The sequence below is a fragment of the Brachyspira murdochii DSM 12563 genome (assembly GCF_000092845.1).
Lineage (GTDB): Bacteria > Spirochaetota > Brachyspiria > Brachyspirales > Brachyspiraceae > Brachyspira > Brachyspira murdochii.
This window is the reverse complement of the sequence record NC_014150.1, coordinates 3,195,053-3,221,268: the sequence shown is the minus strand read 5'-3', so window position 1 is coordinate 3,221,268 and position 26,216 is coordinate 3,195,053. Positions and strand designations below refer to the sequence as shown.

Genomic DNA, 26,216 nt, shown 5'->3' with positions numbered 1-26,216 from the left:
TTATGAAAGGTTTTTGTATCTTAAATAAACCTATAGGCATAACTTCTTTTGATGCTATAAAACAGGTAAAAAAAACATTAAGAGAAAAAGAAAATATTATAGAAAAAAAAATAGGTCATGCAGGAACATTAGATCCTTTTGCAAACGGGGTTTTAATACTGGCATTTGGAAGATATACCAAATTATTTTTCTTATTTGATGATATGCCTAAAGAATACATTGCATTAGGAGTATTTGGCGAAATGAGAGATACTGATGATATAGAAGGAAATATAATAAAAAAATCTGATATCAATAATAAATTAAGTTTTGAAGAATTAGAAAAAATTATAAAAAAAAATTTTAAAGGAAATATTTTGCAGAAACCTCCTATATACAGTGCTAAAAAAATTAATGGAAAAAGAGCTTATGATTTGGCAAGAAATAATCAAAGTTTTCAATTAAAAGATGCTGAAGTATGTATTAACAACATTGAATTATTAGAATATGATTATCCATATTTCAAAATAAAAACTTCAGTAAGCAAAGGTACTTATATAAGGTCTATAATAAGGGATATAGGAAATATAACAGGTAACTTAGCTTATACAAAAGAATTAACAAGAGTATCTATAGGAAATTATAATATTGATACAGCCTGCAGTATAGAAGATATAAAAAAAGGAAAAATGCTCTCATTCTTTGAAATGTTTAATAACTTTGAGAAGGAAATTATTGAAGATGATAATACAATAAAACAAATACTATGCGGCAATACCAAAATGATAGAAAATATAAAAATAAAAAATAGATATTTATCATTGACCGATAATAAAGAAAATCTTCTAGCAATTATAGAAAAAAAAGATAAGAATGTCTACTCTTTTATAGATGTCTGATAAATTTGAAAGCTTTATTTATAAAAAAATAAACCGCTTTTGTGGGATGAACAAAGCGGCTTATTACAAATATAGTTATTGGGGGGTAGTCCAATCAACTAGATATATTATCGGCCGCTTGGAAATTAACTTTAGTAATTTTATCAAATTTCTTATTATTTTCAGTAAAATAATAAGATGTATAAAAATTAAAGTAAGAAAAAATAAATATATTATTTAATATGTAAATGAATTTTAAAATACTTGAAAAATATTTACTATGTGATATAATAAAATAAATTTTTTTTACGAGATTCTTAATATGAACAGAACAGAACAGAACAGAACAGAACAGAACAGAACAGAACAGAACAGAACAGAACAGAACAGAACAGAACAGAACATCTAATATTTTAAATTTTCTTTTTTCATTAAAAAATTATTATATCTATCCATATTGCAAAATTTTAGATAATTACATAACAGATATAAAAATATATGTTAATCATCTTACATATAATACATTTTATATATTGATAAGAAAAAAATACTTGTAAAATATATGTAATATGATATATTTTTAAAATATAGTTTTTAGGAGTAAATATGCAGCACAGCACAGCACAGCACAGCACAGCACAGCACAGCACAGCACAGCACAGCTAATTCTTTAAACTTTATTTTTTCATTAACAAACCATAAGCATTTTTTCAAAAAATCATATTACTATTATTTCTTATTATCAAAAATATATATAAACAATCTGAAACCGATAAAACCTCTAATATTAGACAAATTAAAACTAATATATACCAATAATGTAAAACACAAAAATTATAATAAAGTAATCGTATATTTCTCCATTAAGAAAAAAGCATATCAAATTCTGATAATAAATAATTTTATATATAAATATTTTATTTTAGGAGATTATAATAATGTTTAGAAAAGTTTTATTATCATTGATTATTATATTAAGGGGTCTGATGCTTATTGTATTATTTACAGTTATAATAATTGTATCAATAATTTCAATCTTTATTTTACAAGAAGAAGTTAAATCTATAAGTATCGATATTCTCAATAATGAAAAAGTTACAAATACTTGCTCTATCAATAAATATTCTTATTTAATTAATAAACATGATGAAAATATTGAAAATTGACAGGATAAATAAATGAATAGAATACTGATAACTATATCTTGTATATTAATTATACTAACTGGAGTTTCATGCAAAAGAAATATATTTAATCCATCTATACCAAATAGAACGGAATTTGTAGAAGCTCCTATAGCAAATTTGAGCATACCTTCTAAAGATGCAACAGTTAAGGTTACACCTGTAAAAACATCAATTAGCAGAGATATTGTTTACGGACACTTTGAACATTATTTTGAGTTTAACGGGCATTATTATCTTACTGCTGCATACAGATATTACTATGATGCAAACAATCAAGTAATTGTTGATACACTAAATGGAAGAGTTGACGGGCATATATTAGAAATAGATGTTAATGATAATTTCAAAATGAAAGAAGTTAATATAAAAGTAGGCAGAAATAATAATGAATATACAAGGATAGCTAAAATATCTCAAGGCAATGCATATAAAGATTCTTCATACGTATATGTGCAGGACTCATCAGCAGGAAATTATTTTAAAACTTCCGACTTCAAAAACTGGACTGATACAGGAAGCAGCACGCAACCTGCAGGAACTACAAAAATGGAAGCTGTAGATTTAAATAGAGTACAGATTAAAGCTGATAACGGTGTAACTTATACTTACGTTTACACAGGAGGAGGACTTCAATTCAGTATAGAAAGACTTGATGATAGAATGAAGCAGTTAGCTCAAAGATTAGAAACAAAGTTCACATTTAATGAAGAAGATTTTAATAATCATCATATGTTTGATATAGGAATAAACATTTCAACAGGAACTACTGCTGATTTTAGAATAAACCCTACAGAATATATTGAAAATGATACAAATTATGTATGGATAGGAAAACAATCTCCGCATCAAATATGGTTAATGCCTGTAAAAAAAGACGGTAAAGATTATTTAATCAGATTTGTAGAACATTGTAGTCCTGGTTCATATACTAAATCAGGATTACAAACAGAGATAGATAAATATAAAACAGAAGCTCAAAATGCATTATCAAAGGCATTGGCTGCCGTTGCTTCAGACAAACCTCAATCAGAAATAGAACAAGCCTGCTATGAATCTATAAAAGCTGATGCTAATTATAAAGTTAATCAATACTTTTATGATGTTGCAACAAAAATGGGAGGATTACAAGGTAATGAATATATTTCACCTAATAAAGCATTAACTCATTATGTAATAGAATTTATTGACATTCAAGAAGATAATTAAAAATAGGAAAGTAAAATGAAAACTAAAATATTAATAAGTATATCTTTTGTATTAATTATATTCACTTTATTTATTGTTTCATGCAAAAGAAACGTATTTAATCCATCTATACCAAATAGAACTCAGTTTATAGAAGATCCTATAGCGAACTTGAGTATACCTTCTAAAGATGCTGCTATCAAAGTTACACCATATACATTTGAAGGTACTTCGGGAAGAGTATATGCACATGTTGAGAGATTTTTTAAGTTTAACGGTGAGTACTATATAATATTTTTTAGAAGATATATATACGACACTCAGGCTGGAACTTATGCTGAAACTGCTCCCGGAGGAAACTATCATTTAATAAAAATAGGTAAAAGCATGAAATATCAGGAGGTTGCTGTAAACCTTAATCAGGATCACCCGGGATTATATGCAAGATATACAACAATAGCTCAAGGCAATGCTTATATAAAAGGCTCTGATATATATGTTCCTATAAACATGGCAGATTTAAGTAAAGGATATTATCAAAGCAGCAGTGCGGATCTATCCAAATGGACTACTAATAATAATACTGCTTTAGATGTTGCAGGTCTAGGTCTTACAAAAATTGAAGTTATGGACACTTCAAGAATAACAGTTGGAAAATACACTTATATGTATAACGGCGGAGGTCTGCAGTTTAGTATAAACAGACTTGAAGACAGAATGAGACAGGCTGCTGAAAGATATGAAACAAAAATGGTGTTTAATGAAGCAGATTTTAATAACCTTCATATGTTTGATATAGGAATGGATACAGACGGAGACAATCAAATAGATTATAGAATGAATCCAACAAACTATATAGAAAATGATACAGATTATTCTTGGATAGGCATGCAAACTCCGCATCAGGTATGGATAATGCCTTTTAATGACGGAGAAAAAGATTATTTAATAAGATTTGTTGAATATTGTTCTGGTATGTATAATATTAACACCTTAAAAACAGAAAGAGACTCAGCAAAAACAAAAGCTGATACTGCCCTAACTCAGGCCCTTGCTCTTGTGTCAAATCCTAATTCTAGTAAAGCAGAAATTGCAGAAGCATGTTATCAGTCTATAAGAAATAATTTGGAATATGAAGTAAGAAACTATTTTATAGGTAAGTATGAGAGTGTATTTAAAACTTCTACTCCAACTGCATATGTTGTACCTAATTATGCTTTAACTCATTATGTAATAGAAATAGTGGATATTCAGTAGGTAAAATATTTAATAAAAATTATTTATTAAAGGACTATATATGAAAATAAAAATATTTATAATTACAAGTTTAATTATACTAACTTCTGTTTCCTGCAGAAGAAATGTTTTCAATCCTTCCATACCAAATAGAACTCAGTTTGTAGAAGACCCTATAGCAAATTTGAGCATACCTTCTAAAGATGCCGCCGTAGAGGTTATCCCTGTTGAAAGCATATACAAAACCGGACAAACAAGCCTAATTTATAATTGGTATATTCACTTCTTTGATTTTAATGGAAAATATTATTTAACTGCCAGAGATAAATGTTCTTATGACTCGGCAAATAAAACTATGATAATTACAAACAATTCATATTATAACTTATTGGAAATAGATGTAAATGATAATTTCTATATGAAAGAGATAAGAACAAATATTGATAGTTCAATTCCTGATGACAACAGAATAATAAACGCATTTACAAAGATAGTTAATGGAGAAGCATATACAAATGCGGATACTATATTTATACAAGACGGCGGTAAATACTACTCAAGTAAAAATATTATAACTTGGACTGAAATATCTCAAATACCATCAGATGCCTCAAAAAAAGAAGCTACAGATCAATATAAAATACCTATAACTGCTCAGAACGGTAAAACATACACTTATGTATATGCAAGCGGAGCAAGAGAGTTCAGCATATCAAGATTATCCGACAGAATGAAACAGTTAGCAAAAAGATTAGAAACTAAATTTGACTTCAAAGAAGAAGATTTTAATAATCATCATATGTTTGACATAGGCTTAAATGAAAACGGAAGTTCTAATCCGGACTTTAGACTAAACCCAACAAATTATTTGAACAATGATACTAATTATGTATATATGGGTGCCACTGATGCTGCTGGTCAATTATGGCTACTACCTGTCAAAAAAAATGGAAAAGATTATCTAGTACGTTTGCCTGAACATGGCGGTCCGGAATTATATATAATATCAGATTTACAAAATGATATGAATACCTATCAAACAAAAGCTCAGGAGTCTTTGACTAAAGCATTGTCTTTGGCTGCAAGCGGAGGAGACACTTCAGCAATAGAAGACGCCTGCTATGAATCGATATTAAATGACGCCAACTACAAAGCAAATAAATATTTTTTAGATGTCATTGATAAAATGGGAGCAAAAGTAAATTTTGGAACAACAGTATACGCTACTTCAAGCAAACCAATAACACACTATGTCATAGATATAGTAGATATTCAAAAAGATTAAATAAAAAGTGAAGGAGAATAAAAAAAGTGAAAAATACAAAAATAATGACTATATTTTTTATGCTATTTTTTACATCAATAGCTAAATTACAAGCAGAACTAGTTGATAATTATGATACCATAAATGGCGGAACTGTTAGCGGAACTCTATTAGATATAGAAGGATTTATAAGTACTAATCCTGCTATTGGTACGGTATTACCACAGGATATAAAAGATATATTAAATAATACGGAGGACGGGATAAAAGAATCTGTAGAAATAACAATATCTATTCCATCTGCTACGGATATGATTTTAGGTCAAACAGTAGGTATTACAGATTTTAATGTTAATTCTGATAAGTTTGTAGAACAATTAAAATATACTGATATTTTGGATTTATATATGAATGAAAGAGGATACTCAGACCCTCTAAAACAGAATATCAAAGACTTTATCGGAGAAAATCAGCAATTAAATGATCTTTATAAAAAAACAATAGATAGTTTTAATCCTCTTCAGCTTATAACAGTATTTAAAAATCCTGCTGATATACTAAATTATACTACAAATGCTGCTGCTCTTTCATTTATAGGTACATCTCTATTATATATGGAAGCAGTTAATGGAAATTATCAAATAGCCAGTAAAGCCGTAGACAGATTAAAAACTAAATTTGCCAATATATCAACAGCAGGTGAAAACTACGGATTATTAATACCTATGCATTTTCCTTTAGGTTCTTTAGGTATTAATGTATATTCTGATTTTCCTGCTAATATAAATAAACTTAGTGCCTCAGATAAAGATATATCTTCAGGAAATTATGATGTTGTTCTTGATGCAATAGATGCTGTTCCTCTGCCATATTTACAGCTTGTAGGAGAAGTAAATACTTGGACTGCTCCATTTTCATTGGGGTTTAGAGTGGGAGGTCTTTTAGGGTTTAAAGAACTATACAAAATGTTTATAACAGACCTTGATATACAATCTTTCGGTTTTCATGCCGGATTGGAATTCAAAACTTTAATATACAGAAATAGCTGGTTCTTTACAGATTTACGTCTGAATGCTAATTATGATATGGGTTATTTAGATTTCGGATTTAATAATACCTTCTATTACCCTGTACAAATGGGAGAAGATAAGGTTGATACAGGATTAGTTTTCAATGGTGATTTTAGAAGTAAAACAAAATGGCATACTTTTTCTTTAAGTCCTAAATTAACAGTAGGGTTCAAATCACAGGAAAAAATTCCTTATATACATTATTTTGCTTTATACTTTTCGGGCGGTGTAGATCTTACTTACGGTTTACTATCATATCAAGGTGATATAAAATTCCCTTATATATACGCTAACATAGCAGGAAATAATGATACCATAAAAGATTTAATAGCCCCTACCGCTCAGTCAAAGGGAGATTATTTCTACTATGATTATAAAGTTTCAGCTACTTTGGATATATTCTATCAGTCGCTTACTGTTGAATATTATATAAGAACAAAGAGATTTGCAATAACATTTATGCCTTTTATATTTAAATTCTAATTGGGAGTATAATTTAAAATGAAATATTTTTTTACTATTATATTAATGATAAATATGAGCCTTTGTATGTATCCTGCAGTATATACAAACAGATATAATTTACTCAATTCTTTTTACATATCTAAAACAGATATAGGAGACAAATTATATTTTCTTGACAATACAGATATTAATTTTAGATTAGGAAGCTATGGTTTTGACAGATTTAATTTAGAAAAAGTAAAACAAGTAGCGATGTTTCTGCAGGCTAATCCTAATACATATTTAATTGTAGAAGGACATTCCGATTACAGACCATTTTATAATGAAACTCCAAACGGAACAAGTAATGTTATGCTTTCATACTATAGAGCATTAGCATTTTCTCAGCAAATAAATGAATATGGAGCAAATTTAAAAGACAGATTAATACCATTAGGCTACGGATACACTAACCCTAAATATACTGAAAGAGATGATTATTATGATCATACAAAAAATAGAAGGCTTGAATTTATAGTTGTTGAATCAAAAAAAGATTTGAAATTCTATTCAAAAGATATAGAAAATACTAAAAAATCTCTATTAATCACTGATTATAATACAAACAGCATTACAAATAATGTAAAAAAGAAAAATAACACATATAAAAATATAAATAATAATATAAAAAAATATACATACAGACAATATACTTTTAGCCCAGAAATAAAAATAAAAGATGCAATGAAATCTTATAACATAAACACATTAAATATATTTCAATTAGATTATTCAGATAGAGGTATATCTTTACAAACTAAAAATAGCAGCGAAATATTATTTAATAAAAACTCATACTCATTTGATAACAACAGCGATAATATTATACAATATATATCTATGTTTTTAGATGTTAATCCTGATTTATTAGTTATAGTAGAAGGTCATAGCTTTAATGAAAGTAAATACATGTCGTACAAAAGATCACTTAATTTTCTGCAATCCATAAATAAATATGGAAACTATACTAATAGAATTATAGCTTTAGGATATGAGGAACAATTTATAAAAAATACAAACCGCATTAAAGAAAATAGAAGATTAGAGTTTAAAATTATACCATACTCATCTAAATATGCTGTAAGAAGCTATATAAGTAAAGTTAAAAAGAAGTATAATCCTATCGGGGTAAATACTGTTAACTTTAATATATATAAATAATGACAATTCCATAATTACTAGGTATCCACATAAAAAACCGTTAGTATTCATTAATTTGTATACTAACGGTAATTTTTTATATTCTTAAAACTTATAGCTTTAAATTAATAACTTTGCATATTTCTAATCAATATAAATTTCAATAACTTAATTAAAAAAATATTTTAAACAATAAAAAACCGCTAGTATTAATAAATACTAGCGGCAACTTTTACACATAAGTAAATATTTTTTAATTTATTTTAAGCAAGTGCTTTTTTAGCTACTTCAACTACAGCTTCAAATGCTTTATAATCATCAATAGCCAAATTAGATAAAGCCTTTCTGTCTATTATAACATTAGCTTTTTTAAGTCCGTTAATGAACTTGCTGTAAGATATACCTAAAGGTCTGCATGCTGCATTGATTCTTAAAGTCCATAGACGTCTCATCATTCTTTTTTTCTGTCTTCTATCACGATAAGCGTATTTTAATCCTCTTATTACAGCTTCTTTAGCCTGTTTCATTTGTTTACTATGAGAACCATAGTAACCTTTAGCCATCTTTAATATTTTTTTAACTTTTTTCTTTCTTACTACACCGCTAACTGCTCTCATTCTGCTCTCCTTTTATTATCTGCCGTAAGGCATTAATCTTGGCATTTCTAACATATTAGTATCATCAGCTATTCTAGCTTTACGATACTTTCTTTTAGTGTCAGGTCTTTTGCTTAAGAATTTGTGGCTGCCAAATGCATGAGCAAATTTTACTTTACCTGTCTTAGAAAATCTAAAACGTTTTTTTGCACCGCTTTTTGTTTTTAATTTTTGTTTCATAAATTAATATCCTTTAAAATTATATTTACTGTATGCTCAATCTATACGTATGATAAGTACGCATAGCTAGTGGGCTATTTAATTGATAAAATAATCAGTCTTCTGTATTTTCAGAAACTTCATTTTTTTCCGAATCAGAAGAAGTTTTTTTCATTTTTACTGGATTAAGCACTGCTGATAGATTTTTACCTTCTAATTTAGCAGGTTTTTCTGTAGCTGCTTCATTCTCCAAATCCTGTATAATCTTATTGATAAGGTCATAGCCAAATTCCGTATGAGCCATTTCCCTACCCCTAAACATTATAGTAATTTTTACCTTATTACCTTCCTCTAAGAATTCACGAATATGCTTCATTTTAAAGTTATAATCATGTATGCTTATCTGAGGTCGCATCTTGATTTCTTTAAGCTGCACTAATTTCTGCTTTTTCTTAGCTTCTTTACTCTTTTTTTGAATATCAAATTTATACTTACCATAATTGATAATCTTACAAACAGGAGGTTCTGCTGTTGGAACAATCTCTACTAAATCTGAACCTTCCTCTTTTGCCAGTGCGAGAGCATCTTTAATACTCATTACGCCAAGGCTTCCTCTCTCATCATGCACAACTCTAACTTCTGGTGCAGTAATAAATTGATTAATTCTCTCTCCTTCTTTTTTTACTGTTGCCATTATTTATCTACCTCATTTAGTAGTAAATATAGAATCATTCATTCTCTCCTTAGATTCTTTTTTGAGCTTCTCTATAAACTCATTTAAATCCATATCTTTAATTTCTTGCGAAGAACGTGTTCTAATAGATAATTTACCATTAGAAACCTCTTCTGCTCCTATTATAACTGTATATGGAGTTCTTTGCAAGCGGTATTTTTTTATCTTAGTACCTAAATTTTCATTTCCTTCATCTGTTTCAACTCTAAATCCTGCATCTTTTAATGCTTTAGCAACTTCATTAACTCTGTCTATCTGAGATTTTTCATCAAGAACATTAACAACAGCTACCTGTAAAGGAGAAAGCCACAATGGAAACTTACCATTATAATGTTCAACTAATATACCTATAAAACGCTCCATTGAACCAAGTATAGCTCTGTGAAGCATTACAGGAGTATGTTTTCTTCCATCTTTACCTTCATAGCTTATTTCAAATCTCATAGGAAGTGAGAAGTCAACTTGTAAAGTACCGCATTGCCAGTTTCTATCAAGAACATCTTTAATATTAAAATCTATTTTAGGACCATAGAAAGCTCCGTCTCCTTCATTAATTTTATACTTTATACCAAGTTTATCCAAAGCATTAATTAATGATTTAGTAGCAAGCTCCCAAATCTCATCGCTTCCGATTGATTTTGCTGGTCTTGTAGAAACAAATATTTCAAAGTTCTCGAAACCAAAGTCTTTATATACAGATAAATAATATTCAATAGTATTAATAATCTCATCACCTAGCTGCTCTTCAGTACAGAATATATGAGCATCATCTTGAGTAAATGCTCTAACTCTAAAAAGTCCATGCAAAGCTCCGGAAAGCTCATGTCTGTGAACAAAACCTAATTCGGCAACTCTTAAAGGTAAATCTCTATAGCTATGTATATTAGAATTATAAACAATCAAACCGCCCGGACAGTTCATAGGTTTTACAGCGTATTTAGTTTCATCAATCTCTGTAAAATACATATTTTCTTTATAATTATCCCAGTGTCCGCTTCTATGCCATAACTCTTCATTAAGAATAGCAGGAGTTTTTATTTCAACGTATCCGCGTTTATCATTTTCATTTCTTATATATGATTCTACTGCTTTATAAATAACCATTCCTCTAGGATGCCAGAAAGGAAAACCGGGACCTTCCTCATGAAAACTAAATAAATTAAGTTCTTTACCTAATTTTCTATGATCTCTTTCTTTTGCTTCTTTGAGTCTTTTAAGATATTTATCCAAAGCTTCTTTACTTTCAAATGCTGTTCCATATATACGGGAAAGCATTTTATTATTAGAATCTCCTCTCCAATAACTTCCAGCTACAGACATAAGTTTATATGATTTTATATATCCTGTAGAAGGAACATGAGGACCGCGGCAAAGATCTATAAAATCGCCCTGTTCATAAAAAGATACAGTATCAGCATCTATACCTTCAATAATTTCAACTTTATAAGGCTCGTTAGCTTTTTTAAAATACTCTATAGCCTCATTTTTATTCATAACTTTTCTTACTACAGGTATATTTTCTTTGATGATTTTTTTCATCTCATCTTCTATTTTAGGAAGATCCTCTTCTGTAAAAGGTTTTTCTGCATCAAAGTCATAGTAGAAACCGTCTTTAATAGCAGGACCTATAGTAACCTGAGTATTAGGATAAAGTCTTCTAACTGCCTGTGCCATTAAATGACTTGTAGAGTGTCTCAAGACCTCAAGCCCCTCATTGGTGGTTGTAAGTATCAATTCTAAATCGCCGTCTGTTTCAGGCGTATATGTAAGGTCAACTTCTGTTCCATTAAATTTAGCAGCTACTGCATCTTTGGAATCTTTTTTAGCATTTTGTTTAAGAAAGTCTAACAGAGACTCTCCATCGGACAATTCATAGGATTGTCCTAAGTAATTAATTTTTGACATTATAACACCTCTTTTGAATTGATACTTATATTTGCATAAAAAAACTTATGCAGATATTTTGAAATATTATAACATATATAAAAACAATAGTCAACAAATCATATAAGTCAATTATTAAAATTATACAAAAATAATTTAAATTAGTAATATGGTTTTTATTTTGTGTATAATTTGTATGCTGTCATTTTTAATATTTTATTTGATTTTTAAATAATATTTTTTTGAATTCTAATTATATAAAAAATTAGTATTTTTATTGAAAAAATATTATTTTTACTATATTATTAATAAAGTATTTTTTATATCTTTTAAATAAGAATTAAGAATAAAAAAATAATTAAGGAGAAGAATATGGTTAAATTCTCAGATTTAGGTCTTGTTAATAGCAGAGACCTTTTTAAAAAAGCTATAAGCGGCGGTTATGCAATACCAGCATTTAACTTTAATAATATGGAACAACTTCAAGCTATAGTTCAGGCTTGTGTAGAAACTAAAAGCCCTGTCATTATTCAAGTATCTTCCGGAGCTAGAAAATATGCCAATCAAACATTATTAAGATATATGGCTCAAGGTGCTGTTGAATATGCTAAAGAATTAGGTGTTAATGTTCCTATAGTTTTACACCTTGACCATGGCGATAGTTTAGAACTTTGTAAAAGCTGTATAGAATATGGTTTTTCTTCTGTTATGATAGACGGAAGCCATTATGATTACAATAAAAACGTAGAACTTACTAGAAGTGTTGTTGAGTATGCTCATAAATATGACGTTACTGTAGAAGGTGAATTAGGTGTACTTGCTGGTGTTGAAGATGATGTTTCTGCTGAGCATCACACTTACACTCAGCCTGAAGAAGTTGAAGATTTCGTTAAAAAAACAGGTGTTGACTCTCTTGCTATTTCTATAGGTACTAGTCATGGTGCTTATAAATTTAAACCTGGTCAAAACCCAGAAATAAGATTAGATATTCTTAAAGAAATTGAGAAAAAAATTCCGGGATTCCCTATCGTTTTACATGGTTCTTCAAGTGTACCTCAGGAATATGTTAAAATGATTAATGAATACGGCGGTAAATTAGATGATGCTATAGGTATACCAGAAGAACAATTAAGAGAAGCTTCAAAAAGTGCTGTTTGTAAAATTAATATTGACAGCGATTCAAGACTTGCTATGACTGCAGCTATTAGAAAAGTATTCCACGACAATCCTAAAGAATTCGATCCTAGAAAATATTTAGGACCTGCTCGTGATGAAATGAAAAAATTATACATACATAAAATTAATAATGTATTAGGTTCTAACGGAAAAATATAATTTTAAAATATAAATAAAATAAAAAATTTAAATTAAAGGAGATAACGTGGGAAAACAGCATAGAAAAGTAGTTAAACGCAAAAGAGCTTTAAGAAGAATAAGAAGACAAAAAGACGCTCTAAATGCTAAAACTAAATAATTATTAAATCAATAATTATTAAAAAAATATTCAAGGGTATGAGTTTATTCTTATGCCCTTAATTTTTTTAACAAAATAAAAAATATATATAATTAAAAAAGGAAATAAAATGAAAAAGTATATATTAATAATATCATTATTTATTCTAATTATATCATGCGAAAAACAAATTGATAAATCTCCGCTTGCACTTCAAACAGATTTTGGAAGAAAAGACAACGCCGTTGCAAGCATGTATGGAGTAGCTTTAACTGTAGATAAAGATTTAAAAGTTTATGACCTTACTCATGAAATACCTGCATTTAATATATGGGAAGCTGCTTTGAGATTAGATCAAACTGCAAGATATTGGCCTGAAGGAACAGTATTTGTTAATGTTGTAGACCCCGGAGTTGGTACCGAAAGGAAATCGGTTGTTATGAAAACTACTAATAACTATTATTTTGTAACTCCTGATAACGGATCTTTAACTTTTGTTGCTGAAAGTTTAGGAATAGAAGAAGTAAGAGAAATTGATGAGGCAGTAAACAGACTTACTAACTCTCAGGAATCATACACTTTTCATGGCAGAGATGTTTATGTATATACTGGAGCAAGACTAGCCTCAAAACAAATAACTTTTGAACAGGCGGGAAAATCATTGGGAACTAATATAACAAAAATAGATTATCAAAAACCAAGATATGAAGAAGGTAAATTCTTTGCAAATATTCCTATACTTGATGTGCAGTACGGAAATGTATGGTCTTCTCTTCCTCGTCAATTAATGCTTGATAATGGAATAAAGGTTGGAGATATTTTAAATGTTTCTATATACAATGAAGGAAATTTAATATGGAATGGAGATGTTAAACTTGTTAATACTTTTGGAGATGCAGCTGAAGGTGATAATATGGCATATTTTAATTCAGAACTTAATTTCTCTATTGCTGTAAATATGGGAAATTTCTCTGATAAGTACAAAGTTTACAGCGGTCCAGATTGGAGTATGGAAATAATAAAAAAATAATATATCTACTTTATGTTTCAAATATAAAATAAGTTGGGCATGCTATTTTTAACAGTATGCCCTTTATAAAAAAACAGAAATATGATTATTGATTATGTATTAATTAAAACTTAGGTCCAAATCTGTATCCCACCTGAATACCCAAATCTAAATTTCCAAATGATTCATTTTTTACAACATCAGCATTAGCATATGTATCTGACCATGCAAATCCCCAGTCATATCCTATATACAGTCCGACATTAATAGCCATGTTATCTTTGAAAAATACAGAATAATCAAAAGTACCTCTTATATATGTTCTCGGCTTAACTTCATTATTAATATTTTCAGAAGCAGATGAAGTTTCATAATGTAATTTTGAACTTACATCGAATCTCACTCCAGTATTAATACCAATAGAAAATCCAGATATATTGAATTTAGGATAAAAACCTATATATATCATGAACTGTATTTTTATAGTTTTCAGTATTATTATTTTTAGAATAACTAAAACCAGTAAAATCATATCCAAGAGAACCAAGAAGACTTACTCCCATATTATCCATTATTTGAAACATATACCCTATATTAGCCTCTAGCCCTATTTGAAAATTTCCGCCTAATTTAGGATTGCCGGCAACTGATACATTTTTATTAACTAAAGTAATACCGGCACCTATAGGAACATTAACTATCAATTCAAATCCGCCGATTTTAGCGTATGAAATTTGCTGAACTAATACCAATAAACTGCTTATTAGAACAATCTTCGATAATTTTAACATAATATAACTCCTAACAATTACTCAGTAATATTACTTGCTGTAATATTGCTGTAATAATTACTATAATAATTAAGATAATTACTTAATTCTCTCTCACATTTAAGAGCTACAAAATCAACTCTTCTGTTTTGTGAAATATTAGTAATATACTTAGGAATTATATCACTATAAGCAAAAATTTGAACTCTTTTATATGAAAAACCTGAAGAAAGTATAACATCTCTTATAACGCTAGCCCTTCTCTCTGATAGCCTGAAATTAATATCTCCATTATTATGCCCCGTAATATCAGCATGCCCTTCTACTATCAAAATACTATTTCTATTATTGCTCATAAAAGTCATAACTTCATTCATAACATAAGAATAATCTTCTATATTATAAGGCTTTTCTTCCCCGAGCCTATAATATATTTCTCTATCTGTATCAAGCAAATACCCTCTTTCTGTTTTAATCAATGAAATATTACTATTCACATTAAACTCATAATCACATTTGTCTTTAACTTTATGAGGTCTGTTCCAAGAAAAATATAATCTTCTTTCTGGTATAAAGCAGGAAGTAAAAATAAAAGGAATAATTAAAATCAAAAATATTTTTATATATTTCATAATACCGCCTTATTAAAACCTTATGTTTATAGGTATAAATGAAACTGCAAATTGTTTTGTAAATATACCATATTCAATAGCTAATGACTGATAGAATATATCAAAATGAAACCCTATTCTCATATCATAAAGTTTATAAGATTGTTTATCACTGGAATTAGGTATATATAAATCATTTGCTGTTATTTCCTGTCCAACTATATTGGCATAACTTCCAATACCATTTACCCCTACTGTTGATTCCATACTTCCAAAAGTTATATCTGCCCCAACTGAAAAATACGCTGCTAAATATTGTATAACCGGTACTTTCTCTTTCATTTTAAATCCAAATACCAGTTTAGGACTTAAAGCAAAAGTTTTCCACTTACTTCTTAAAAAAGCATTTCCATTAAAAACAACACCTGTTTCTGTACCGCCTTTAAATCCTAAATATAAAGGTACATATATATTTCTATTTCTCACATCCAAATTTAAATTGCCTACATCATAATTAAAATCAAATCTTAAATCGCCGAAAAAATATTTAGTTCTGAATAAATAAGCCTTTAGAGAAGCTCCTATATTCCACCCCATAGATTATATTTCTACATCATTGATAAAAGCTCCGTAAATTTCTTTAAATCCTAAAGAAATACCTCATCTAAAAGTTAAAGCTAAAGGTATAGCCCCTAAATTCACCTGTAAATAAGCATTAACATGAGGTATAGGCAATATATCCAATGCCTTTGACAAAGCCTCATAATCATTTTGAGTTCTTGTAGAATTTCTTATATAATCAATATGAAGAAGTGGTACATCACTATATAAATTAATTCCAAAACTTCCTATAGGAGTATGCATAGGTATAAGAAGACCTGTATTATTTCAGGAAGCAGCATTAAATGCCGTTTTCTTTTTCAAGGCATTAAGAACTACAGAAGCTGTTCCTTGCTGCATATTAGCAACTTCCAAAAAACCAAGTGTAGTACCAACCAATAATATTACAGATTCATTAGTTGTAGTATCCAAAATTTTTTCCGGATTTTGAGCTATTGATATGAGTTCTCCGAATGTAAAAGACTTTATTCCGTCATCAAATAATTTATTCATTTGTTCGCTTGAAGTTAAAATATCTAGTGTTTCTTTTGGAATATTATTATACATTCCAGTATAGTCTATATATGCATTGATAAATGTATTATAATTAAGCCCTGGAAACTGAGAATGCAGATTTAATGCTGATAAAATTATTATAAAAAATATTAAAATAGTTTTTTTCATATATAAAATAATCCAAAATTATAATTAAAAAGTGCAAAATGAATATTGATCTATGCTAGAATCACTGCTTTCATCTTTTATCATTTTCAATAATACCAGACATTGAATTATAATACAAGAAATAATGATTATATTTTTTTATTTAGAATTTTAAATTCATATAAATATATATAAATTTAATTAAGATATAAATATTTTTTAATATTATATAATAATCTTATATTTTAAAACATTGTATTTAAAATATAATGTTTTACTATAAATCTATTATATTTTTTGTAAAGATAATTTATGTAATGTAAAAGTTTTTTAAATAAAATTTTAATATTTCTATTAGTAGTTAAAAATAAAAAAAATGTGGACATCTATTTACTTGTTGTGATTTTTGTATATATTATATAGTATAAACATTAATTTAGGAGAAATGCATGGAAAAAAAATTTAAACTTGGATTAGTACCTAGACTAATCATAGGAATTCTGCTTGGTATATTCTTTGGGCAGCACTTTATACCAGAAGTAATATCTAGAATTATTGTTACAGCATCTGGAATATTTAGTTCGTATTTGAAGTTTGTAATACCTTTAATGATAGTTTCCTATGTGTCTATGGGTATAGCTGACTTAAAAGAAGGCTCGGGGTTTTTGCTTCTTGTAACTTGTCTATTGGCTTATGGTTCTACATTAATTGCAGGCTCAGCATCTTTTTTAGTAGCTTATAATCTATTTCCTAGTTTTATGAATCCTGATGATATTCAAAAAATATCTGCTGCTGCTGGAAATTCTGTTGCACCTTATCTATCAATAACTGTAACACCTCTATTAGATACTTTAGCGGCAGTTTTATTTGCTTTCATAATAGGACTTGGTATTTCCACTATGAGAGGAAAAGAAATAGGTGATTATTTGTACAATGTTTTTAAAGAATTATCAACTATAATAGATAAAGTTTTACGCGTATCTATAATTCCTCTTTTGCCTCTTTATATTTGTGGTACTTTTGTAGATATGACTAGGTCTGGAAAAACTTTTGTAATTTTAGGAATATTATGGAAAGTATTTATAGTGGTAATAATAATGCATTTACTTTATTTATTAATAGCATTCTTAGTATCCGGAACAATAGGAAAGAAAAATCCTTTTATGCTTATGAAAAACCAAATAGCCGGATATGCAACAGCTTTAGGTACTCAGTCATCAGCTGCTACAATACCTGTAAATTTACAATGTGCTGAAAAAGATGGAATATCTGAACAAATAAGAAACTTTGTAGTACCTCTTTGTGCTAATATACACATGGCAGGATCTATGATAACAATTACAGCCTGTGCTACTGCTGTATGCTTAATGCATCAAATACCTATAACTTACACTACAGTACTTCCTTTCATTGCCATGCTTGGCATAGCTATGATAGCTTCTCCTGGTGCTCCGGGCGGTTCTATAATGACAGCTTTGCCTTTCCTTTATATGGTTGGTCTTGGCGGTCCTGACAGTCCTTTAAGTGCTATAATGGTTGCTTTATACATTACTCAAGATTCATTCGGTACTGCATGCAATGTATCTGGCGATAATGCTTTAGGTGTTATAGTGGATACTATATACAAGAAAAAAGTTGTAAAATCAGAATAAAACTGACATATAATAAAATTGCCATATAATTAATAAAAAGCCGTCTATAAAATATTTTATAGGCGGTTTTATTTTTATATATACCTAAACAATTATAAATGGGTATAATTAGACTTGTTTCAAAACTAAATTTTTATTAATATTTATAAATTTTTATTTAATATTTTTTAATTATAGTTGGGGCTTTGCCCTTACGAAGTACACAGAGTGCCGCTCTGCGTGCTTACGCAAAACCCCACTTCTTTTGCCGCCTAGGCACCTACTCGGTGGTGACCCAAAGAAGCAGGCACAGCCCGCAGTCGCGAAAGACTGCATATTTATATACTTAAATAATAAATTATACAACATTTAAAACATTAATTTTATACATAATCTTGTCAAGTACTTTTGAAACAAGTCTATTATAATAAAAAAGCTGACAACTCAAATAATAAGTTATCAGCTTTTATTGTAATACTAAAAATTAATTAAATGAGTTAAATTATTTTTTAGCCGACTTTCCAGTTATTAAAGGCATATAATCAAAGAATGAATATATAGTTATTATTGTTACAACTAATAAGCTATAGTATATTATTTCATTATATGGTAAAACTATGGAAGTATGCTTTAATATTTTTATTAAGAATATTATAACAACAGCAGCAGCCCTTGAAGCAGTTTTTAGTTTTCCGCTAAACTTAGCAGCGACTGCAAACCCTCTAAGTCCTCCTAATATTCTTATAAACATAGAAAACATATCCCTATAAAGCGAAATTATATACATCCATATAGGCATGGAACCTTCATACAAAAATATTGTAAACATAGTTATATGAAATACAGTATCCGCAAAAGGGTCTAATACCTTACCTAAATCACTAACTAAATTCAGTTTTCTAGCCATAGCTCCATCTAAAGCATCAGTTATCTCTAATATTATCAGAAATATTAATGCAAGTACTGCACTTATCATAGAATTATAAAAATATAAAAATATAACAAGCGGTGATAAAACTATTCTGCTAATACTTAGTAAATTAGGTATTTGCTTTTTCATAATTTGCTCCTATAATTTATTGCTGAATATTTTCATCTAATCTCATATTATCTTCTGACATATTGTCATTATAAACTTCATCATCTGAATTATTCATTTCTTTATCATCATCTTCTGTCTTTATATAGTAGTTTTTGTCACGCATAGCAGCAGCATATATAGAATAATCAGCTTCATATATTACTCCGCTTTCTGGTTTTACATATACCCTATTATCATTATTATCATATACTATTTCATAACTTTTTTTAGTATTATCTTCCATGTATATTGTAATAGCAGCATCTGGTATTCTAAATAATCTCTCCAAATATTTTATCATATTATCATCATACACAAATCCAACAGCCTTAACTAAAGATAAAGTTTCAAAATCTCTATAAGCCTTATCTAAATTAACCTCATCCTCTACTCCATCAACAACCCAATTAGTTCTGTTTTCTTTTCTTATGATATTAGTATAATCTCTTACATTGCTTTCTGTTCTAATTACTGAATCTATATATATAGGTCTGTCAAATATCTGCTTATCTCTTAGCATATCAATAGTTTTCTTTAATGCCTCTATATATATAAGCTCAACACTAAAATATTCATCATTATATTTTACATAGTATCTTTCTTCATCTGGAGTTTTATTTCCTACAAATATTTTATATTCTTTATTTCCTTCCCAAACTGTAAACTCATTGCTAGGATTTTCAAGTCCGAATGATTCAAGCTCTGAAAGATTAGTAATAGTCATATCAATATTCAAAGTATTGAAATTTTTAACATTAGCAAAAGCCTCTAATTGATCTATTTTATAATTATTAGAAGGAGAAATTACCTTCCAAGTTTCATCTATTTTTTCTACAATAATCGGCTCTTCAGCATATTTTAATTCATATTTTGTAACATTTGTTTCATTAAGTTCAAAAAGCTGAGTTCTTGGCTTATTGGCTTCAATTTGCAAACGTTTTTGTTTTGTAGTAATAAAAGCTATAATACTTATTGCAGCCAATATAACAAGTAAAACTATAATTTTTGTAATATTTTTTTTCATTTTTACATAATCCCTATTTTAATTTTTAATATCGTAAATTATTTCTTGTTTTCCAGCATAATATTTGACAAATACAAAAATATCACTGTAACAGACAAGAAATAAACAATATCCCTCAAATCTAATACCCCTCTTGCAATATTAGCAAAATGATAATCCCCGCTTATAACTTCTATAATATTAACAGAGGCGGGAAAAAGCAAGGTTAAATATCTTAAAAACATATTTAATGATATCATAATAGCAAGTCCTACTATCAAAGCCACTATCTGATTTTTGGTTGTTGATGATGCAAATATACCAATAGCACATAATGCCATAATAAGAAATATACTCCCAATATACCCAGCTATTACAGGTCCTATATCAAGCCTTCCTAAAAACATTAATGTAATAGGATATAGTATAGTAGGAATTAAGGCAAAAAGCATAAATATAACAGCTGATAAAAATTTGCCTATTATAATTTCTAAAGGAGAAACTGACTGAGTACTTATAAGCTCATAAGAACCGCTTGAAAACTCACTTGATAATAGTCCCATTGTTATAGGAGGTATTATTAAAGAAAGTATTAAAGGCAGAATGCTGAAAAAATCCTGCATGTCATTTTGCTGAAGTATAAAAAATCTTGAGAAAAAATATACTCCGCTTACTATCAAAAATATTGCTGAAAATATATATGCTATAGGCGAAAAGAAAATATGTCTTAATTCTTTTTTTAGTATAACAATAGACTTATTTATAATATGATTTATTTTATTTACTGAAAAAACATTCTCCACTTATTTATCTCCTTTTGTAAGTGTATGGAACACCTCTTCTAAATTTTCTCTTTCTTTTATCATTTCATATATTATCCAATCTGTACTTTTTATAAAAGCATAAATTTTTTCTCTAGGCTCTTCATCATTGGAATATACTATTATATCTTTCAAATTATCATTGTTTTCTATTTCCACATCATAAACATTTTCTATTTTTTTGAGTTTTTCTATTATCTTATTATTATCATCATTAGTTTTAACAGATAATTTTATTCTTGAAGATATTTTATTTTCTTTGCCGTTATTTAAAGTTAAATGTTTAGGATCAGCATCAGCAATAACATTACCCTGATTAATAATAATGGCCCTAGAACAAGTAGCTTCAACCTCACTTAATATATGTGTTGATATAAGAACAGTTTTTTCTTTACCTAGTTCTTTTATAAGTTCCCTAATTTCTACTATCTGATTTGGGTCAAGTCCGTTTGTAGGTTCATCTAATATAAGTATTTTAGGATCATGTATTATAGCACCTGCAATACCTACACGCTGTTTATAACCTTTAGAAAGCTCCCCTATTGACTTTGATATAACATCTTTCAAACTGCATGCTTCTACAACATATTTAAGTCTTTCATTTAATCTGCTTCTTTCAAGTTCCTGAATTTCCGCCATATAAACTAAATAATCAAACACACTCATATCATCATAAAGTGGTGCTGATTCTGGTAAATATCCTATAACTTTTTTTACTTCCATCTCATTATCTAATATACTTTTTCCGTCAATAACAGCATTTCCGCTTGTAGGAGAGAGATAGCAAGTAAGTATTCTCAAAGTAGTAGATTTGCCAGCACCATTTGGACCTAGTATACCTACTATTTCTCCTGCATTTATTTCAAAGCTCACACCTTTTAAAGCATGAAAATCGCCGTAGTATTTGTTTAAATTTTCTACAGATATCATTTTATTCCTTTTTTAATAGTTTTAAAATTTAAAAAAATAATTTTTTGTTAAATCATTATTTAAAATTTGATAATAGACTTGTTTCAAAACTAAATTAAGAAATATTTATACTATTTCAATTTTTAGTATTTTTATAACTGGGGCTTTGCTGCGAAGCACACAGTCGTGCCAGCCCCCACTTCTTTTGCCGCCTAGGCACCTACTCGGTGGTGCCCCATACGAAGTACGCCTTCGGCGAGAAGCAGGCACAGCCCGTAGTAGCGAAGGACTGCATATTTATATACTAAAATAATAAGTTATACAACATGTAAAACATTGCTTTTATAATTTATAAATTATAAAAATTTTATATATAATCTTGTCAAGTAGTTTTGAAACAAGTCTAATACAAAAATATATAAGTAGAAAAACATTATAATATATATAAAGTAAAAAAACAATTATAAAATCTAAAAATATATTTTTATACTTGTTACTGATTAATATATATGTTATCATAATTAATCAGTAATTATTAAGGTATTATAATATGGAATTAAATAAAGAAAAAGTAAATTATATAATAAAAAAACTTTCTGAAGGGTTATATGAAAAAGATGAAGTTATTGCCTTAACTTTTTTATGTGCTTTGGCTGGAAAATCAGTATTTTTATACGGTCCTCCGGGCACTGCTAAAAGTTTGATAGTACGAAGAATAGCTTCAGCTTTTAAAGATTCTACATATTTCGGGCAGCTTATGAATAGGTTTACAACTCCTGAAGATGTATTCGGACCTGTGAGCTTATCTAAATTAAAAGAAGATAAATTTGAAAGACAGACTGAAGGATATTTACCTAAAGCCGATTTTGTATTTTTAGATGAAATTTGGAAAAGCAGTCCTGCTATATTAAATACATTATTAACTATAATAAATGAAAAAGTGTATAGAAACGGAAGTGCGGAAGAGAAAGTGCCATTAAAGGCATTAGTTTCAGCAAGCAATGAGACTCCTCCTAAAGGTCAGGGACTTGAGGCAATGTATGACAGATTTATAATGCGTTTATTTGTTGATACTGCTAAAGATGTTGATAATTTTGTAAAGTTAATATCTGATAAAGATGTTGCTTTTGATGCTAGTTTTAATGATGATGAAAAAATATCTACACAATATTTGGAAAAGTTAAAAAGTATTATAGAAGATATAAAAGTTCCTGAAAATGTACTTAATATAATATGCTCTATAAAAGATGAAATAGATGAATACAATAAAGGCAATAATGATACAATATATATTTCAGACAGAAGATGGAAAAATATTGTTTATATATTAAAAACAGCAGCATATTTATGTGACAGAGAAGAAATACTTCCAGTAGACTGTTTTTTAATAACTCATTGTATATGGACGCTTGAAGAAAATATTGAGGCAGTGAAAAAAATAGTTGAAAAATCTATTAAAAGTTTTTCACAAATAAGCAGAAAAGATTTTGAAATGCTGTCAAGTGAAGTTAATACCTTAAAAAAAGATATACAATCTGATTGTATAAATGATAAAAATGTTTATGATACAGAAGTAATAGATGGAGAAGAGTTCTGTAAAATACATATAGATTATTTTGAGAAAGATAATTATTATAATACTAGAAGACATGAACATACTATAAATTTGTTTATACCTATTGATAAAATTAATACAAAAGATAATTTTAAACCTTTAGATGAGAAAAATAAAGTTATTATTGATTTTGATTGCTTATTTGAAAATTCTGAAATAATAAAAATTACTTCTGATAATAGATATTATTATTTCAATAATGGTGATAAAGAATTATTAGTAAAATTACCAATAAAATCTGAAAAAGGTACATATAAAACAATTACTTCAAGAACAAAAGATAATTATATAAAAAGCTGTGATGAATTAACAGAAAAAATAGACAATGCTGTAAAAAAGTCTGAAGAAGATTTAAAAAATCAAAACGAAAAAATAGATTCTCCTTTTGTTGCTGAATGCTATAGAAATATAATATTAAAAAGCTATGAAGATTACATAGCTGATTTTAAATCTAAAAGACTTGAAGTAGAGCAGGAAAAAAATAAAGTAGAGCAGTGCCAGACTATAAATAATTAATTTGTTTATTAAAAAATGGAAGTTTTTTATTATGTTTGAAGATGTTTTTAACAGTATAAAAAGTACTAAAGATGTATTTATAAAAAAATTTTCTAATGCTTTTAATTTTCTCAATAATTCTAATGTAGAAAAAGAGATAGATAAAAGACTAGAAGAGTTTGAAAATAAAATAAAATCTCATATAGAAGATAAAAACCCTTTTGAAAATGCTTATAGAGATTATAGAAAATCTTATAATGATTTTAAATATAATGGTGCTGATGAAAAATCTATTTTAGATGATATTAATCATTATAAAAAAATAGATTCAAATGCTGATACTCAATTTTTTAAAAGTAAACTAGAAGATTTTAAAAACAAATATAATAAAAAGCCAAAAATTAAACAAACAGAAATAAAGCAAAAAATAGAAAAAGAAGAGTTTGATACTGATAAAAATAACTACTACAAAGAAACAGAAAATAATCAAGATTCAGAAGATATTAAAATACAAAAAGATACTGATATAAAGGCTATAAGAAAATCTGTTTTGGATAATTGGAAAAATTCTTTGGACAATAAGTATATTGACTGGTCTTTAAATGAAATAGATAAATTTAGAGAAGAGTTTTTTAAACAAATAAAAGAGTTTCTTGATTATTTAAAAGATATAATGGAGCTTGAGAATGCTTTAGGAGAAGAGACAGGAAGTTTATTTGATTTGAGTTTAGGAAATTTATTAAAAAGAGATATTGAATATATAAAACAGCTTGCCAATCTTATAAAAAGCAATGAAAATATAAAAAAATTATGTGATATGTTAGGAAGATTTGTAAAGGAAGAGGAAAGTTATAGAATAGAAAAAGTTTTAAGAAAGGAAACTTTTCATACAAGTGTAAGAGATATTAATTCAGAAGATGAGATTGTTGGAATAACTTATTCTAGGGATATACATAATATACTTCCGCAGGAAAAACTGCTTCTAGCTGAAGGTGTACTTGAAACTTTATTTGGAGTTAAATATTTTGAAAACAGACTTTTAACTTTTAAGAAAGAGGGTTATACTGATTATTATTATGATGAAATGATTGAAGATGAGATGAAGGTTGTAGAAGATGATAAAAAAGGTCCTATTATAATATGCGTTGATACAAGCGGTTCTATGAGCGGAGTGCCAGAAACCGTTGCAAAGGCTGTTACATTATATTTGGCTAGTCGTGCAATGAAGCAGAAAAGAAACTGTTATCTTATAAATTTTAGTACGCAAATAGAAACTATGGATTTAACATATCCTAATACTATGGATAATTTGATTGAGTTTTTAAGATTAAGCTTTAATGGAGGAACTGATGCTGTACCTGCATTGAGGCATGCCATAAAAACTATGAATACTGAGAATTATAAAAAGTCTGATTTGCTTTTTATTTCTGACTTTGTATTTAATGGTTTTACTGATGATGATTATAAATTGGCTGAAGCCCAAAAGAAAAATGAAAATAGATTCTATTCTCTTATAATAGGAAGTACTCCTCTCTTTAATGTAAAAAATAGCATATTTGATTATAATTGGTGTTATGATTCTTCAAGAGGTTCTGTTAAAGAGATTACTGAAAATATGTATTCAAATATCTTTAATATTTAATATTTATATATAAAATTATAAAAAAATAATAATATTTT

Annotated in this window: 23 protein-coding genes and 1 pseudogene; 12 read left to right on the top strand and 12 right to left on the bottom strand. The window is 28.0% G+C overall.

Translation table 11 applies throughout. From position 1 onward, the window contains the following. Positions 1–2 precede the first annotated feature (2 nt). The 7 genes from truB (at position 3) to BMUR_RS14135 (ending at position 8,464) form a co-directional block, all read left to right on the top strand. Positions 3–878 carry a tRNA pseudouridine(55) synthase TruB gene (gene truB, locus BMUR_RS14165; RefSeq protein ID WP_013115234.1) on the top strand — a complete coding sequence of 292 codons (876 nt, stop codon included), beginning with the start codon at positions 3–5 and terminating at the stop codon, positions 876–878. Positions 879–1,843: 965 nt separating this feature from the next. Further along, on the top strand, positions 1,844–2,023 hold the full coding sequence (locus BMUR_RS14160) for a hypothetical protein (RefSeq protein WP_148218327.1): 180 nt from the start codon (positions 1,844–1,846) through the stop codon (positions 2,021–2,023). 12 nt (positions 2,024–2,035) lie between these two features. Next, entirely contained in the window at positions 2,036–3,250 is a 1,215-nt protein-coding gene (locus BMUR_RS14155; protein ID WP_013115232.1) for a hypothetical protein, read from the top strand. A 15-nt stretch (positions 3,251–3,265) separates the two neighbouring features. Continuing rightward, positions 3,266–4,486 carry a hypothetical protein gene (locus BMUR_RS14150; RefSeq protein ID WP_013115231.1) on the top strand — a complete coding sequence of 407 codons (1,221 nt, stop codon included), beginning with the start codon at positions 3,266–3,268 and terminating at the stop codon, positions 4,484–4,486. A 40-nt stretch (positions 4,487–4,526) separates the two neighbouring features. After that, a complete protein-coding gene (locus tag BMUR_RS14145) occupies positions 4,527–5,750 on the top strand; it encodes a hypothetical protein (protein WP_013115230.1) in 1,224 nt (407 codons plus the stop codon). Positions 5,751–5,776: 26 nt separating this feature from the next. Then, a complete protein-coding gene (locus BMUR_RS14385; protein WP_013115229.1) occupies positions 5,777–7,282 on the top strand; it encodes a hypothetical protein in 1,506 nt (501 codons plus the stop codon). Between the two features lie 18 nt (positions 7,283–7,300). Further along, complete coding sequence (locus BMUR_RS14135) at positions 7,301–8,464, top strand: OmpA family protein (protein WP_041750022.1); 1,164 nt, start codon at positions 7,301–7,303, stop codon at positions 8,462–8,464. A gap of 242 nt (positions 8,465–8,706) precedes the next feature. Here BMUR_RS14135 and rplT read toward each other — a convergent pair whose 3' ends face one another. From rplT to thrS, 4 genes are all read right to left on the bottom strand, one after another. Continuing rightward, entirely contained in the window at positions 8,707–9,060 is a 354-nt protein-coding gene (gene rplT, locus BMUR_RS14130) for a 50S ribosomal protein L20 (RefSeq protein WP_008725909.1), read from the bottom strand. Positions 9,061–9,075: 15 nt separating this feature from the next. Beyond that, positions 9,076–9,279, bottom strand: a complete 204-nt coding sequence (gene rpmI, locus BMUR_RS14125; RefSeq protein WP_008725923.1) for a 50S ribosomal protein L35 — start codon at positions 9,277–9,279, stop codon at positions 9,076–9,078. 94 nt (positions 9,280–9,373) lie between these two features. Continuing rightward, positions 9,374–9,952, bottom strand: a complete 579-nt coding sequence (gene infC, locus BMUR_RS14120; RefSeq protein WP_013115227.1) for a translation initiation factor IF-3 — start codon at positions 9,950–9,952, stop codon at positions 9,374–9,376. A gap of 12 nt (positions 9,953–9,964) precedes the next feature. Beyond that, positions 9,965–11,896, bottom strand: coding sequence for a threonine--tRNA ligase (gene thrS / locus BMUR_RS14115; RefSeq protein WP_013115226.1), 1,932 nt, complete (start codon positions 11,894–11,896; stop codon positions 9,965–9,967). 351 nt (positions 11,897–12,247) lie between these two features. Between thrS and BMUR_RS14110 the strand changes: the two genes are divergently transcribed. Together BMUR_RS14110 and BMUR_RS14105 are read left to right on the top strand one after the other, a co-directional pair. Then, a complete protein-coding gene (locus BMUR_RS14110) occupies positions 12,248–13,210 on the top strand; it encodes a class II fructose-bisphosphate aldolase (protein ID WP_013115225.1) in 963 nt (320 codons plus the stop codon). A 248-nt stretch (positions 13,211–13,458) separates the two neighbouring features. Beyond that, positions 13,459–14,358, top strand: a complete 900-nt coding sequence (locus tag BMUR_RS14105) for an SAM hydrolase/SAM-dependent halogenase family protein (RefSeq protein WP_013115224.1) — start codon at positions 13,459–13,461, stop codon at positions 14,356–14,358. 103 nt (positions 14,359–14,461) lie between these two features. On the opposite strand, the gene BMUR_RS15125 is transcribed toward BMUR_RS14105, so the two are convergent. The 4 genes and pseudogenes from BMUR_RS15125 to BMUR_RS14695 form a co-directional block, all read right to left on the bottom strand. Further along, positions 14,462–14,806, bottom strand: coding sequence for a hypothetical protein (locus tag BMUR_RS15125; protein ID WP_013115223.1), 345 nt, complete (start codon positions 14,804–14,806; stop codon positions 14,462–14,464). Further along, a complete protein-coding gene (locus tag BMUR_RS15120; protein ID WP_013115222.1) occupies positions 14,781–15,128 on the bottom strand; it encodes a hypothetical protein in 348 nt (115 codons plus the stop codon). Before BMUR_RS15120 ends, BMUR_RS15125 begins: the two co-directional genes overlap by 26 nt. 17 nt (positions 15,129–15,145) lie before the next feature. Further along, positions 15,146–15,739 (bottom strand): OmpA family protein, encoded by a 594-nt coding sequence (locus BMUR_RS14095; protein ID WP_013115221.1) that lies wholly within the window; start codon positions 15,737–15,739, stop codon positions 15,146–15,148. A gap of 12 nt (positions 15,740–15,751) precedes the next feature. Beyond that, positions 15,752–17,002 (bottom strand): annotated as a pseudogene (locus tag BMUR_RS14695) (hypothetical protein). Positions 17,003–17,430: 428 nt separating this feature from the next. On the opposite strand from BMUR_RS14695, the gene BMUR_RS14085 reads away from it, so the two are divergent. Further along, complete coding sequence (locus tag BMUR_RS14085) at positions 17,431–18,633, top strand: dicarboxylate/amino acid:cation symporter (protein ID WP_013115217.1); 1,203 nt, start codon at positions 17,431–17,433, stop codon at positions 18,631–18,633. Between the two features lie 481 nt (positions 18,634–19,114). Here BMUR_RS14085 and pgsA read toward each other — a convergent pair whose 3' ends face one another. From pgsA to BMUR_RS14065, 4 genes are read right to left on the bottom strand one after another with little or no spacing between them, the layout of a single operon-like run. Continuing rightward, a complete protein-coding gene (pgsA, locus tag BMUR_RS14080) occupies positions 19,115–19,672 on the bottom strand; it encodes a CDP-diacylglycerol--glycerol-3-phosphate 3-phosphatidyltransferase (RefSeq protein ID WP_013115216.1) in 558 nt (185 codons plus the stop codon). A 16-nt stretch (positions 19,673–19,688) separates the two neighbouring features. Further along, positions 19,689–20,717 (bottom strand): DUF4340 domain-containing protein, encoded by a 1,029-nt coding sequence (locus tag BMUR_RS14075; protein ID WP_013115215.1) that lies wholly within the window; start codon positions 20,715–20,717, stop codon positions 19,689–19,691. A 38-nt stretch (positions 20,718–20,755) separates the two neighbouring features. Next, on the bottom strand, positions 20,756–21,499 hold the full coding sequence (locus BMUR_RS14070; protein WP_013115214.1) for an ABC-2 transporter permease: 744 nt from the start codon (positions 21,497–21,499) through the stop codon (positions 20,756–20,758). Continuing rightward, the gene (locus BMUR_RS14065; protein ID WP_013115213.1) at positions 21,500–22,447 is read right to left on the bottom strand and encodes an ABC transporter ATP-binding protein; all 948 of its coding nucleotides are present in this window, start codon (positions 22,445–22,447) and stop codon (positions 21,500–21,502) included. Between the two features lie 529 nt (positions 22,448–22,976). Here BMUR_RS14065 and BMUR_RS14060 point away from each other — a divergent pair. Continuing rightward, the gene (locus BMUR_RS14060; protein WP_013115212.1) at positions 22,977–24,557 is read left to right on the top strand and encodes an AAA family ATPase; all 1,581 of its coding nucleotides are present in this window, start codon (positions 22,977–22,979) and stop codon (positions 24,555–24,557) included. A 31-nt stretch (positions 24,558–24,588) separates the two neighbouring features. Further along, entirely contained in the window at positions 24,589–26,178 is a 1,590-nt protein-coding gene (locus BMUR_RS14055) for a VWA domain-containing protein (RefSeq protein ID WP_013115211.1), read from the top strand. Positions 26,179–26,216: the final 38 nt, after the last annotated feature.